This is a genomic window from Novosphingobium mangrovisedimenti, from assembly GCF_025153475.1.
GTDB lineage: Bacteria > Pseudomonadota > Alphaproteobacteria > Sphingomonadales > Sphingomonadaceae > Novosphingobium > Novosphingobium mangrovi_A.
On the sequence record NZ_JANZXA010000024.1, the window covers coordinates 13,488 to 27,030 of the forward strand.

The 13,543-nt window shown below is 61.7% G+C and carries 12 protein-coding genes and 3 pseudogenes; 12 read left to right on the plus strand and 3 right to left on the minus strand.

What is annotated here, in order from left to right; translation table 11 throughout:
- Positions 1 to 3: 3 nt before the first annotated feature.
- Genes NZK81_RS20445 through NZK81_RS20475 form a run of 7 tightly spaced genes read left to right on the plus strand, consistent with a single transcriptional unit; the run spans position 4 to position 7,189 of the window.
- Positions 4 to 573 carry a hypothetical protein gene (locus NZK81_RS20445; RefSeq protein WP_188823309.1) on the plus strand — a complete coding sequence of 190 codons (570 nt, stop codon included), beginning with the start codon at positions 4 to 6 and terminating at the stop codon, positions 571 to 573.
- The gene (locus NZK81_RS20450) at positions 570 to 2,129 is read left to right on the plus strand and encodes an FAD-binding oxidoreductase (protein WP_260047887.1); all 1,560 of its coding nucleotides are present in this window, start codon (positions 570 to 572) and stop codon (positions 2,127 to 2,129) included. The genes NZK81_RS20445 and NZK81_RS20450 overlap by 4 nt, the downstream gene beginning before the upstream one ends.
- 36 nt (positions 2,130 to 2,165) lie before the next feature.
- The gene (locus NZK81_RS20455) at positions 2,166 to 3,617 is read left to right on the plus strand and encodes an aldehyde dehydrogenase family protein (protein WP_260047888.1); all 1,452 of its coding nucleotides are present in this window, start codon (positions 2,166 to 2,168) and stop codon (positions 3,615 to 3,617) included.
- A 19-nt stretch (positions 3,618 to 3,636) separates the two neighbouring features.
- The gene (locus NZK81_RS20460; RefSeq protein WP_188823314.1) at positions 3,637 to 5,091 is read left to right on the plus strand and encodes a non-oxidative hydroxyarylic acid decarboxylases subunit C; all 1,455 of its coding nucleotides are present in this window, start codon (positions 3,637 to 3,639) and stop codon (positions 5,089 to 5,091) included.
- A complete protein-coding gene (locus tag NZK81_RS20465) occupies positions 5,088 to 5,312 on the plus strand; it encodes a non-oxidative hydroxyarylic acid decarboxylases subunit D (RefSeq protein ID WP_188823316.1) in 225 nt (74 codons plus the stop codon). The genes NZK81_RS20460 and NZK81_RS20465 overlap by 4 nt, the downstream gene beginning before the upstream one ends.
- 13 nt (positions 5,313 to 5,325) lie before the next feature.
- On the plus strand, positions 5,326 to 6,792 hold the full coding sequence (locus tag NZK81_RS20470; protein ID WP_188823318.1) for an FAD-binding oxidoreductase: 1,467 nt from the start codon (positions 5,326 to 5,328) through the stop codon (positions 6,790 to 6,792).
- Between the two features lie 31 nt (positions 6,793 to 6,823).
- Positions 6,824 to 7,189 (plus strand): c-type cytochrome, encoded by a 366-nt coding sequence (locus NZK81_RS20475; protein ID WP_260047889.1) that lies wholly within the window; start codon positions 6,824 to 6,826, stop codon positions 7,187 to 7,189.
- A gap of 302 nt (positions 7,190 to 7,491) precedes the next feature.
- Here NZK81_RS20475 and NZK81_RS20480 read toward each other — a convergent pair.
- The 3 genes and pseudogenes from NZK81_RS20480 to NZK81_RS20490 all read right to left on the minus strand — a co-directional run.
- A pseudogene (locus tag NZK81_RS20480) lies at positions 7,492 to 7,801 on the minus strand (transposase); the annotation flags it as partial.
- Positions 7,802 to 7,813: 12 nt separating this feature from the next.
- Positions 7,814 to 8,760 (minus strand): IS630 family transposase gene (locus tag NZK81_RS20485; RefSeq protein WP_188823887.1). Its coding sequence is split into 2 segments (ribosomal slippage): positions 7,814 to 8,424 and positions 8,424 to 8,760, totalling 948 coding nucleotides; the frame shifts between segments, so codons are not numbered across the junction.
- Between the two features lie 253 nt (positions 8,761 to 9,013).
- A complete protein-coding gene (locus tag NZK81_RS20490) occupies positions 9,014 to 9,565 on the minus strand; it encodes a helix-turn-helix domain-containing protein (protein ID WP_419181725.1) in 552 nt (183 codons plus the stop codon).
- A 274-nt stretch (positions 9,566 to 9,839) separates the two neighbouring features.
- Between NZK81_RS20490 and NZK81_RS20495 the strand changes: the two are divergent.
- The 5 genes and pseudogenes from NZK81_RS20495 to tnpC all read left to right on the plus strand — a co-directional run.
- Positions 9,840 to 11,023: pseudogene (locus NZK81_RS20495) on the plus strand (acyl-CoA dehydrogenase).
- A gap of 121 nt (positions 11,024 to 11,144) precedes the next feature.
- Positions 11,145 to 11,510: an IS66-like element accessory protein TnpA gene (gene tnpA, locus NZK81_RS20500; RefSeq protein WP_188823891.1), complete on the plus strand. Its 366-nt coding sequence runs from the start codon at positions 11,145 to 11,147 to the stop codon at positions 11,508 to 11,510.
- Positions 11,511 to 11,711: 201 nt separating this feature from the next.
- A complete protein-coding gene (locus NZK81_RS20505; protein WP_099185754.1) occupies positions 11,712 to 12,131 on the plus strand; it encodes a transposase in 420 nt (139 codons plus the stop codon).
- A gap of 26 nt (positions 12,132 to 12,157) precedes the next feature.
- Positions 12,158 to 12,484, plus strand: a complete 327-nt coding sequence (tnpB, locus tag NZK81_RS20510; RefSeq protein WP_146001604.1) for an IS66 family insertion sequence element accessory protein TnpB — start codon at positions 12,158 to 12,160, stop codon at positions 12,482 to 12,484.
- 31 nt (positions 12,485 to 12,515) lie between these two features.
- Positions 12,516 to 13,415, plus strand: a pseudogene (gene tnpC / locus NZK81_RS20515) (IS66 family transposase); the annotation flags it as partial.
- Positions 13,416 to 13,543: the final 128 nt, after the last annotated feature.

The window sequence follows — 13,543 nt, forward strand, 5'->3', positions numbered from 1 at the left end:
AGAATGGCGTGGGATGTGAGCCGTCGCACCGTCATGAGCGGGGGGGCCGTGGGAGCGGCAGTGGTCGGTCTGGGTATCGGACGCAGCGCCTGGGCGAAGCGACCAATCAAGACCATTGTCATTGAGGAAGCGGAAGTGCCTGAAAGCCGGCTCTTTGCTGAAACCTTCGTCAACTCTGGACGCGCGGCGAAGATCATCCGGATTGACCGGTCGCTCAATGGCCTTCTGCATGAACTTGCCATTGCCGAAGGTGTGCTGGTCGGCCTTACTTCCGACCCTGCGGCGATGATTGCCGAGCAGATCCTGGTGGCCGACGGTGCCCGTCCGCTGCTGCAGTGGACCCATCATTACCGCAAGATGCGGTGGGAACACCGGACCGAGGGTGCTCCGGCTCTCCTGGCGCGGGCCAGCACCGGCTGGCCAACCGTTCTAGCCCACCACATGCAGGATGCGCTGTTCGGCGATCGGCAGACTGCTGAACTACGCTGCGAATCCGGACACTGCAGCCTTGATGGCAAGAGCCCCGGCATGCTGGTTTCATGGGCATTCGAAGTGGGAGTACAACAGTCGTGAGCACGGGCATGCCCCAGGGCGTCGACGCCGCAACCTTTAGCAAGGCTCTGGACGAACTGGCGGCTATCGTCGGCAAGGAATGGGTCTTCGTCGATGAACTGCCGCTGTCGGCCTATCGCGACGCCTATTCACCGCTGGCCGATGGCGAAATGCTTCCCTCGGCTGCCGTGGCCCCCGCCAATATGGAGCAAATACAGCAGGCGCTGAACGTTTTCAACGCCTACAAGCTGCCGATCTGGACCTTCGGCAACGGTCGCAATTTCGCCTATGGCGGTCCTGCCCCACGCCAATCCGGTTATGTCATGTTCGACCTCAAGCGGATGAACCGCATTCTCGAGGTCAACGAGAAATACGGCTATGCGCTGGTCGAACCGGGCGTTTCCTATTTTCAGCTTCACCGCCATCTGCGCCATATTGGCAGCAAGCTGTGGGTCGATCCTGCGGCACCAGGTTGGGGCGGTGTCATGGGTAACGCGCTTGAACATGGCGCGGGTTACACCCCCTATGGCGATCACTTCGTCATGCAGTGCGGCATGGAAGTGGTCCTTGCCGACGGTCAGGTGGTGCGCACCGGTCAGGGCGCGATCGAGGGGTCGCAGCACTGGCAATCCACTAAGCATGCAGCCGGCCCGCATTTCGATGGCATGTTCACCCAGTCTAACTTCGGCGTTGTGACCAAGATGGGCATCTGGTTGATGCCCGAACCGCCCGCCTACAAGCCGTTCATGATCACTTACGAGCGCGAGGGAGACCTTGCCGCAATCTTCGATGCGGTGTTGCCGCTGAAGGTCAACCAGGTTATCCCCAACGCAGCCGTGGCGGTTGACCTGTTGTGGGAAGTGTCTGCCAAGACCACGCGGCGCCATTACTTCGACGGCAAGGGCCCTATCCCAGATTCGATCCGCAAGAAGATCGCGTCGGATCATGGGCTAGGCATGTGGAACTTCTATGCCGCGCTGTACGGCCCGCCGCCGATCATCGAGAACAACTGGAAGCTCGTCGAGGAAGCGATGATGAGCATCCCTGGCGCCAAGCTGCACCTTGACCGCGAAAACGACCCCGCCTGGGACTATCGGGTGCAGTTGATGCGAGGCGAGCCGAACATGACGGAGTTCAGCATCATGAACTGGATCGGCGGCGGCGGACATATCAACTTCTCGCCGATCTCGGCACCCGACGGCAAGGAAGCGCTGAGCCAGTACAACCTGATCAAGCAGCGCTGCCACGATTTCGGGTTCGACTATATCGGCGAATTCCTGGTCGGGTGGCGCGACATGCACCACATCCTGATGATCATGTACGATCGCGCCGACGAGGGCATGCGCAAGAGCGCCTATGACCTGTTCGGCAAGTTGGTCGATGAAGCAGCCAGTGCGGGTTTCGGCGAATACCGCACCCACCTCGCCTTCATGGACCAGATCGCCAAAACCTATAAGCACAACGACGGAGCGCTCTGGGATTTGCACCACCGTCTCAAGGACGTGCTCGACCCCAACGGCATCCTCTCCCCCGGCAAGCAGGGGATCTGGCCCCAGGCGATGCGCAACCAAGCGTAATCACCCAGTCGGCTGAACAAAGACTTCAAGGATTGAATGACCATGACGCAAATTGAGCACTGGATTGGCGGAGCCGCCGTTGCCGCATCGAACGGTGCCTACTTCGACGACCTCAACCCGGTCGACGATTCGGTCTATTCCCGGGTGCCCGCCGGCACCGCTGAAGACGTGCACCGCGCGGTCGAAACAGCCCATCAGGCCTATCTGCAACACCGCGACCTGACCGCGGCGGTGCGTGAAGGGTGGATCGCGAAAGCCGCCGAAATCATGGAGCGCGATACCGCCAAGTTTGCCGACGTGCTGGTTGACGAGATCGGCTCGCCGATCGCCAAGGCCGGATTCGAAACCCGCTTTGCAATCAGTTTCCTGCGCGCGGCGATCGGTGTTCCGCGCCGGGTCCGGGGCGAAACCATCCCTTCGGACACGCCGGGCCGGTTCAGCATGAGCCTGCGCCAACCGGTGGGCGTCGTTGCCGGGATCACCCCGTTCAACGTACCGCTGATCAAGGGGATCAAGCAATCGGCCATGGCCCTGGCCACAGGCAACGCCTTCGTGCTGCTGCCCTCTGAAGCCGCGCCAATGATCGCCGATCTGCTCGCTAAATTGTGGAAGGAGGCCGGCGTTCCCGACGGCCTGTTCAATGTGGTCTATGGCAATGGCGCGGAAATCGGCGATGTGCTGACCGGCCACCCCAAGGTCGCCTCGATCACCTTCACCGGCTCCTCGCGCGTCGGCAAGCACATTGCCGAAATCGCGGCCCGCAACCTCAAGAAGTACACGCTGGAGCTGGGCGGCAAGAGCCCGCTGGTGATCTGCGCCGATGCCGATCTGGACAAGGCGGTCAACGCCGCGCTGTTCAGCATCTTCATGTACCAGGGCCAGGTCTGCATGGGGGCTTCGCGGATCTATGTGGAACGGTCGATCTTCGACCAGTTCGCCAAGGCCTTCGCCGCCGCGACAGGCCGCGCCAACAGCGGCGACCTGCGCGATCCTACCACCATGCTGGGCCCGATAATTTCCGAACGCCAGCGCGACCGCGTCCGCCGCCACATCGACGATGCCCGGTCCAAGGGCGCCGCGGTGCTGGCCGGCGGCGAGTGGAGCGGAAACAGCTGCGCGGCCACCATCCTGAGTGGCGTTACCGCGGAAATGACCGTGTTCGAGGAAGAGACCTTCGGCCCGGTCACCTCGCTCTTTCCGTTCGACACACTTGAGGAAGCCCTCGAACTCGCCAACAACACCGAATACGGCCTCAGCGCCTCTATCTTCACCCGCGATCTCGACAAGGCGCTGGCCTTTGCCCAGCGGGCCGAAGCGGGGATGGTCCACATCAACGCGCCGACCCTGCACGACGAGCCGCACGTTCCGTTTGGCGGGACCAAGGCATCGGGTTTTGGCCGCGAAGGGACCGAAGCCGATCTCGAAATTATGACCGAATGGAAATGGGTCACGATCCAGTCGGCGACTGCGGCCGCGGGCGGACACTGACAGGCGGGATGCAACGGCAATGAACGATCTTCCCAACCGCGCCCGGTCGATCTCCTCGCTGCGCGATTTCCTCGAACTGCTCGAGGATTCGGGCCAGGCCATCACCTGGAGCGATCCGGTGATGCCCGAACCCGGCGTGCGCAACATTGCCGTTGCCGCCTCGCGCGATGCTAACGGCGCGCCGGCGATCGTGTTCGACAACATCACCGGCTATCCCGGCAAGCGCCTGGCGGTGGGCGTTCATGGTTCCTGGGACAACATCGCCCTGCTTCTGGGCCGACCTAAAGGCACGACAATCCGCGAGCTGTTCTTCGAGATCGCCGGCCGCTGGGGCGATCAGGAAGCGCAGATCAGCTTTGTTCCTGAAGCCCAGGCCCCGGTGCACGAATGCCGGATCGAACAGGACATCAACCTTTACGATGTCCTGCCGGTCTATCGGATCAACGAATATGATGGCGGGTTCTACATCGGCAAGGCCTCGGTCGCCTCGCGCGATCCGCTCGATCCAGACAATTTCGGCAAGCAAAATGTCGGCATCTATCGCCTGCAGATCCAGGGGCCGGACAGCTTCACCCTGATGACGATCCCCTCCCACGACATGGGACGTCAGATCATGGCGGCCGAACGGGAAGGCGTTCTGCTCAAGATTGCGGTCATGCTGGGCAATCATCCCGGCCTTGCGGTGTTTGCTGCCACCCCGATCGGCTACGAGGAATCGGAATATTCCTATGCCTCGGCGATGATGGGCGCGCCGATCCGGCTGACCAAATCGGGCAACGGGATCGACATCCTGGCCGACAGCGAAATCGTGATCGAGGCCGAGCTGCAACTGGGCGAACGCGAGCTGGAAGGGCCGTTCGGCGAATTTCCCGGTTCCTACAGCGGCGTGCGCAAGGCGCCGATCTTCAAGGTCACGGCGGTGTCGCACCGGCGCGATCCGATCTTCGAGAACATTTACATCGGGCGCGGCTGGACCGAGCACGATACGCTGATCGGCCTGCACACCTCCGCCCCGATCTATGCCCAGCTGCGCCAGAGCTTCCCCGAAGTCACCGCGGTCAACGCGCTTTACCAGCACGGACTGACCGGGATCATCTCGGTCAAGAACCGCATGGCCGGCTTTGCCAAGACGGTCGCGCTGCGCGCGCTGAGCACGCCGCACGGCGTGATGTACCTCAAGAACCTGATTATGGTCGATGCCGATGTCGATCCGTTCGATCTCAACCAGGTGATGTGGGCGCTTTCGACCCGGACCCGTGCGGACGATATCATCGTGCTGCCCAACATGCCTGCCGTGCCGATCGATCCTTCGGCAGTGGTCCCGGGCAAGGGGCACCGCCTGATCATCGACGCGACCAGCTATCTCCCGCCCGATCCGGTGGGTGAAGCGCACCTTGTCACCCCGCCGACCGGGGACGAGATCGACGCCCTGAGCAAGCGGATCCGCGAAATGCAGCTGGGAGCCCTGTCATGACCACCACCATCTGCGGGCGCTGCAAATCGAGCGGCGCTGTCACCGATCATCAGGGCAGGCAGGACGGCGCGGTGGTGTGGACGATCCTGCGCTGCCCGACCTGCAACTTTTCCTGGCGCGACAGCGAACCGGCCCGCGCTATCGACCCGGCTGTGCGCTCGGCCGATTTTGCCGTCGATGCCGGCGATCTCCAGCGTTATCCCAAGATTCTCCAGCAATAAGGCTTCCAACGCCATGATCGATCAAGCCCGCCAGACGGCCACGCTCGGCCTCCTCGCCCAGGCACTAGGCAAGGAGGCCATCGATACCAACCCACAGACCCTGGCCCGCTATGCTACCCAGAGGATGGCACCGGCAGGCGTGGTGCTTCCGGCCGATGAAGCCCAACTTGCCAAGGTGCTGGAAGCCGCGCGCACCAGCGGCGGTGTGGTCCAGACGGTCTGCAACGGTGCCTACGGACTTGAAAAAGCCGTACAGGACAAAGTGATCGTCCTTGACCTGCAGAAGATGAACAAGGTTCTCGAGGTCAATGACCAACTGGCCACCTGCCTAGTCGAACCGGGTGTCACCTTCCGCCAGCTCGATGCCCACATCAAGGAAAAGGGAATTAAGCTGTGGGTCGACTTTCCCGGCAATCCCGATGAAAGCGTGGCCGCCAGTTTCGTCAACCGCCGCCCCGGCTACACCCCCTATTCCGATCACTTCCTGATGCAGTGCGGGCTCGAGGTCATGCTGGCTGATGGCAAGATGGTGCGCACCGGCATGGGCGCCATGCCCAAGAGCACCTGCTGGCAACTGTTCAAGTTCGGCTATGGCCCTTGGGTTGATGGCTTGTTCACCCAGTCGGATTTCGGGGTGGTGACCAAGGTGGGCATGTGGATGATGCCGCAGCCCCCGGCGCACCAGGCCTTCATGGTTTCGGTCCCCAAAGAGGACGATCTGGGCGCATTGCTGGACGTGCTCGGGCCGCTTAAGCTCAACATGGTGGTGGCCAATGGCGTCGCGGTGGGCAATGCGCTCCACGAAGCGGCCCTGCTCGGCAAGCGCCGCGCTGATTTTGAGGGCCACGGGCCGATGGCGGCAAGCGCGGTCAAGGCCGCTGGTGAGGTGCTCGGACTGGGCTACTGGAACCTTTACGGATCGCTCTATGGATTGCCCGGCAACGTCGCGATCTTGTGGGACATGGTCAAGGGTGCGTTCTCGTCGATCAGCGGCGCAAGGGTCATTACCGATGGCGAGGGCATCGATCCAAAGCTGTGGGCCTGGCGGATGGGCACGATGACCGGGGTGGTTGCCGAGCCCCCGGCCAGGACCGAGGGCTGGAGCGGCGACATGGCGCTTACGGTCAACCCGGTCAGCCCTGTGGATGGCGAGGAAGCCGTCAAGCTTTATGAACTGTCGCGCGATATCTGTGCCAAGAACGGCTTCGACTTCGTTGGCGAAACCACCGCGATCTGGCGTTCGGCCAACCATCGCCAGGTGCTGTCCCATGCCGCCGGGAAGGCCGAGGATGCGGCACGGGCCAAGACTTGCGCCGAAGCCCTGATCGCCGCGCAGGCCGAGGCCGGCTTCGGCCAGATCCTGACCGACCCCGGGCTGGGGAAGGCGGTTGCCAAGACCTATGAAAAGGGTGGCCGCTCGGCCCTGCATGCGCGGGTCAAGCAGGCGCTCGATCCCAACTCGATCTTTGCCTCGGTCTGAGCCGATGCGTCGCCATGCCTGCGGAGGTAAAATGAATAAGTTCCTCGCCCTTTCGCTTTTCGCTGCACTTGCTGCCTGTTCGTCCGCACAAGGCGAATCAGTGGTGGACGGTGCGGAGAATTATGAGCGTTACTGCGCAGGTTGCCACAACCCCGGCCCGGGCCACGGTGGCACCATGCTGCTGGCCGAAAAAGGTGCTCCGGTGCCTTCGCTCATCGGTCGCAAGGACTTAGATTACGATTACCTACATTCGGTCGTTCGCCAGGGCCTGATCGAAATGCCGCCGTTCCGACCGACCGAATTGTCGGACACGGAGATCAAGCAGATCTACGATCACATCATGGCGCAGAAGCTTCCCGCTGCGAAGGCTCAACCTGCCAAAAACAGGGCACCGTGAAGTCAAATAAAACTGGGCGAGAAAGCTGGTCAGGGTTCATATGGCTGAACTTGGTACAACGCCAATGGAGTATGCGAATAGCCGGTCGTTCTGGTGAGTACGCACCTCGTGTTTGTTCGTCTTCATTATCGATGGCTACGATACGCAAATTATCGCTTCATTGCGCTGGTGTTCGATTCCGCTTCGCTGCTCGACAAAAGCGCTTTCAGTCCAGTTTTCCTCGACGGCCTGGATGGCCTTATACCAACCTGCATTGATTATGACCCACGGGCCCATTTGCGTCGCCCGATGGTCATGATGTGCTAAGGCTGATCAACGAGTTTGTTCCAAGCCTCGCAGCAATGGTCGATGATGTTGTCGTAGGAAGTGAAGACGCGGTTGGAGAGCCAGTTGTCGCGCATGAACTGCCAGATGTTCTCTACCGGGTTCAACTCGGGACATTTCGCCGGCAGCGCGACGATGCTAATGTTGTGGGGTATGACGAGCTTTCCGGTCATATGCCACCCGGCCTGATCCATCAGCACGACGGCGTGAGCGCCCGGGGGCGACCGTGAGCGATATTTCGGTCAGATGCAGCGACATGGTTTCGGTATTGCAGAATGGCAGCACTAGAGCGGTTTCCATTCATTCTGGTTCATAGCCGCATGATCTGAAGTAGTTGGTGCATTCGGCGGGCTGGAAGATGTCGACGAGCTTGCCGATCATGTCCCACAGCCCGCTGACGGTGCGCTCACCGGCCTTGCGGAGCATGGCCTTGAGCCGTGAGAAGGCCTTCTCGATCGGGTTGAAGTCCGGGCTGTAGGGCGGGAGGAAGCGCAGAGTTGCGCCGACTGCTTCGATTCTCTCCTTCACCGCGGCCCGTTTGTGGCTCGAGAGATTGTCCATGATGACCACGTCACCGGGCCGTAGCTCGGGCACCAATACCTGCGCGACATAGGCTTCGAACCAGTCGCCGTTGATTGGCCCGTCGAGTACCATCGGTGCGACCATGCCGGTCATGCGAAGGCCGGCTACCAACGTGGTGGTCTTGCGATGCCCGTGCGGGAAGCCCATCCGCAGCCGCTCGCCCCTCGGGCAGCGGCCATGGCTGCGGGTCATGTTGGTGGCGGTCCAGGTCTCGTCGATGAAGACGAGGCGCTCGGGTTCGAGGTCGATCTGGCCGTCGAACCAGTGCTGGCGCTGCCTCAGGACGTCGGGACGGTCCTGCTCGATCGCATGCCCGGTCTTTTTTTGCGCGTAATCCCGTGACGCACGAAGAACCGATGAACTGTGCCGATCCCGACGGAGGCACCGCGCTCGATCAGCCGCGCCTGAACTTCGACTAGCGTCATGTCGCCTTGCTCGGCGATCAGTTCCCGAATGAAGGCGCCATGCGCTTCGATCTTGCCCGAATGCCGGTCACCGCCACGTGGCCTGGCCACAGCCTGACCATGCTTCAAGGCAAGTTGTCGCCAGCGGATTGCGCTCGACACGCTGACACCGAAGCGGGCTGCCGCCGCGTGACAACTCAAGCCGCCGTCAATCGCGGCAACAACCCTGTCCCGAAGATCCTGTGAAAGAGCTCGTGCCATCCATGCTGGCCTCCTGCCACCAGCAAGAAGTTTGAATCACATCGAGGCATCGAAGGGAATCCCCATCGAGTCAGTTCGTGTGGAAACCGCTCTAGCCCCGCTCCCTTGGCGTGCTCCGGGCAGATCGCGCCGAAGATGTAGGCAGATTTCGTTCGCTGGTCTTTCGGCGCCGACGGCCGCGTCCCCCGTCTGGCCCACCGCCGCGTGATATTGTTCTTTTGGCCGACCCGCGCCTCATCCTGGAACCATATCTCTATGGGCGTGCCCTTCGGGAGGGCTGTTCTGACCTTTGCCAACTCGGCAGCGAAGCCCCCCTTTTGAAGGCGTCCATGGCAAGTTCGTTCTGGGCATGGTGGCGGGGCCGCGCCGTCAGCTTGACGTAACCCAGCTTTTTCAGCTCGCGGCCCACGGTCGTTTCATCGAGCGAGACTGCAAATTCCTCATACTGCCACTGGACTAGGTCGATCAGACGCCAGCGAACGACGCCATGGATCGCAGGGATCGGACCGCGCTCGACAGTCTCGCCAAGCGCCCGCCGCTGAGCATCATTGAGCCGCGACCGTTGTCCCGGCGCCTTGCCGTCGAGGAGGCCATCGGGACCGCGGGCGTTGAACCGGACAACCCAGTCCCGCACGATCTGCAAACCCATCCCGCCGATCTTCGCGGCCGCACTGCGGCTGCCGCCGTAGTAAATCTCCGCCAAAGCCAACAGCCGTCGCGCCTGGTTCGCGCTCTTCGCCGCGCACGCCAGTCGCCTCAATGCAGAGCTATCAAAATCTGCCCGCAAACCGATCGCTGATCCCATGGTCACGCCCTCCATATACAGGGCTCCATAGATTCAGATTTTCATCACTTTGGGAACCCACAACGTGAGTCAGCCTCAGCGCAGCTTGGTATTATGCTCGGCAGCATAGCCTTCGGGGGAAGTTCAGCTCGCTACAACCGCAAGCCGGTTATTTGCTTGGATTGTTGCACCTTCGGTCTGTTTTGCCCAACTCACAAGTCTAGCTGCAACGCTTGAAGAACTCATCGCCATTACGGCATCCGAACTGAATAATATAACGCGAAGAATTGATTGTATGACTGAAATGGCACGCTTTGATTTGAGCGATCCCTTCAACTTTGACGATCAACTGACTGAAGAAGAACCGAAGGTGCGTGCTTCGGTGCATGGCTTCGCGCAAGGCGAACTCCAGCCCCGGATCATCAACGCTTACCGCGAAGATCTCGATGCACCAGAGCTGTTTCCACGCATGGGGCAAGCCGGCTTGCTGGGAGTGACAATTCCACAGAATTATGGCGGTGCTGGAGCTAGCTATGTCTCCTACGGTCTGATCGCGCGTGAGATTGAACGCGTAGATTCGGGTTATCGGTCAATGGCATCGGCGCAAAGCTCGCTCGTCATGTATCCGATTTTTGCTTTCGGCTCGGAGGAACAGCGGCTTAAATATCTGCCTGGTCTAGCCGCAGGCGCGCTGATCGGCTGCTTCGGCCTGACAGAACCTGATGCGGGTTCCGATCCCGCGGGCATGCGCACCATCGCGAAGAGGATTGGTGGTGGCTATGTCCTTTCGGCACCAAGATATGGATTTCAAATGCTCCTTTCGCCGACGTCTTTGTCGTCTGGGCAAAGAGCGAAGCACATGACGGGGCCATTTGCGGCTTTGTGCTTGAAAAGGGCCTGAAGGGATTTTCCGCTCCCAAGATTAAGGGCAAACTCAGCCTGCGCGCCTCAACCACCGGCATGATAGTGATGGACCAGGTTGAGGTTGACGAAGAAGCCCTGCTCCCCGGGGTGCAGGGTCTCAAGGGACCCTTCGATTGCCTAAACCGCGCACGCTATGGGATCAGCTGGGGGGTGCTCGGCGCCTCAGAATATTGCATGCACGCAGCACGCCAATATAGGCTTGATCGACACCAGTTTGGAAAGCCGCTTGCCGCCAACCAACTCTATCAAAAGAAGCTCGCCGATATGCAAACAGACATTGCGCTAGGGTTGCAAGCCTCATTGCGTGTCGGCCGCCTAATGAATGAAAGCAGGTTCGCGCCGGAAATGCTCTCTATCATCAAGCGTAACAATGTCGGAAAATCGCTTGATATTTCGCGTCATGCCCGAGACATACACGGCGGTAATGGCATCAGCGATGAATATCAAGTCATGCGGCACATGGTGAATCTGGAAACCGTCAACACCTATGAAGGCGCTCACGATGTGCATGCGCTCATACTGGGGCGAGCCGTCACTGGCATTGCGGCGTTTTAGCGTTAGCAAGTTCTTGCAGAAGTTGCCCCTATCCCACTACCCATCCAGAGAGGCCCGCCTTGTCCGGCGAGTGAACGACCAGTCTTAAGAGTGCTCGTATGAGCGAGCTTAGGAGCGGAGCATGGGTCAGACCACGGTGATGACGGGGCCGGAGCGTCGTCAGCGTTGGAGCGAGGAGGAGCGGCTTGAGATTCTCGCCGAGGCCTTTGCGCCGGGCGCCTGCGTTGCCGATGTATCCCGGCGGCGCGACGTTTCGACCAGCCTGATCTATACATGGCGGCGCAAGTTGCGCGAAAAGTCGGCGGCTGCGTCCTTGCCTGTACCGGAGATAAATTTCGCCCAGGCCGTGCTCGCCGATGATGAGCAGCCTGCCGATCATGATCAATGTGCCGCGATCACGGTCGAACTGGGCGAAGGCCGGCAAGTGCGCATTTCGTCGTCTGCGCCTGCCGCACTGGTTTCGGCGATCTTGAAGGCGCTGCGATGATCCCATCGGGCGCGAGGGTCTGGATCGCGATGGGCCACACGGACATGATGTGATGGACACCCCTTGCGACCCAGGCTCAACATTGTGGGGCTGAACCAATTGATGGAGTCGAACATGGACATCAAGGTAATCGGGATCGACGTAAGCGCCGTCGTGACCCCACCTTGCGCGTCAGTATGATTGCGGCAGACGTGCGGGGTGATGGATGACGAAGCACTTGAGACCGCACTGGACACCCGCACTGGAGTTAGTCCGGAGCCGGTTCGACGCGTCGAGGTACTCGGCGCGATGGTTGGGCGCCGGCGCTCCTGGAGCCTAGAGCAGAAGCTGGCGATCGTCGCTGAGGCTCGACATTGTGATAACCTGACCGCGCTCGCCCGGCGGCATGATATTCGGACCTCGCAGCTCTACACTTGGCGCCGCGAGCTTCGTTATGCACTTGAGGTGCATACCGGCTCGAGGGACGCTGAGCCGATGTTCGTGCCGGCTGTTTCGGACGTCGATCGGCGTGGCGACGTTGCGATCGAGGTGGAGATCGACGGCGCCGTCATCCGGATCTCACGAACGGCCAAGGCTGATCTGGCGGCTGCCGTGGTTCAAGCACTTCGGTCAGCACGGTGATCGGGCCAGGCGTCGGCGCGCGAGTGATGGTCGCAACGCGCCCGGTGGATTTCCGCAAGGGCCCCGACGCGCTCGCCGCATTGGTCGGCGAGGAGTACGGCGGCGATCCTTACTCGGGGGTAATCTACGTCTTCCGGGCGAAGCGCGCGGACCGGATCAAGCTCGTGTGGTGGGACGGTACCGGGCTGTGTCTGATGGCCAAGAGGCTCGAGCAGGGAGGCTTCCGCTGGCCCGCGATCCAGGACGGCGTGATGCGCCTGACCGCGGCACAGCTAGGCGCCTTGCTCGAGGGTCTGGACTGGCGCCGCGTGCATGGCGGCCGACGTCCACAAGCGCCGCAGATCGCCGGTTGACGGGGTGCGCGATCGCTGATTCACTCCGCCCATGCTGGCAGAGGCGGACCTTCCCGAGGACATCGAAGCGCTCCGCGCGTTCGCCCCCGAACAGTCCCGCAAGCTCGCCGAGGTCACCCTCGCCAAGGGCGAGGCCGATGCCGAGGTCGAGCGGCTGCAGTCGATCATCGATGCCTTCATGCGCCATCGCTTCGGCCGGCGTTCCGAGCAACTCGATCCCGATCAGTTCGAGCTCGGCCTCGAGGACATAGAGACGGCGCTGGGCCAGGCTCGCGCGGCGCGTGATGCCGCGACCCGCCAGCAACACACCGCTCGAGCGCGCAACGCCAACCGCGGCTCGTTGCCCGCACATCTCGAGCGCATCGAGCAGATCGTCGATGTCGAGGACAAGTCCTGCCCCTGCTGCGGCGGCGCGCTCCACGCGATCGGCGAGGATGTCGCCGAGCGGCGCGACGTCGTTCCCACGACCTTCCGCGTCCTTGTCACCCGGCGTCCGCGCTACGGCTGCCGTTCGTGCGAGGGCGCGGTCTTGCAGGCGCCAGCACCGGCGCGGATCGTCGAGGGCGGCATTCCGACCGAGGCGCTGATCGCCCAGGTTCTCGTCGCCAAGTATGCCGATCATCTTCCCTTGTACCGGCAAGCGCAGATCTACGCCCGCCAGGGTATCAAGCTCGATCGCTCGACGCTCGCTGACTGGGTCGGCCGGGCGGCCTGGTACCTGCGGCCCTTGCGCGATCACACGCTCGAGGAGTTGCGCAAGGCCGAGCGGCTCTTCGCCGACGAGACCACTGCCCCGGTGCTCGATCCCGGGCGACGTCGCACCAAGACCGGGCAACTGTGGGCCTATGTCCGCGACGATCGACCCTGGGGCGGCAGTGATCCGCCGATGGTGGCCTACGTCTACGCCGCGGACCGTAAGGCCGAACGGCCCGAGGTGCCGCGCGACAATCAGGATGAGAGACCAGCGTCAATCAAGATGAGAATCGCCACCTGCTGATCCGGCGTAGGGCGTAGCCCGGAGCCGGATCAGCAGGTGGCGATGGCGCCCTTTTCAGGGGC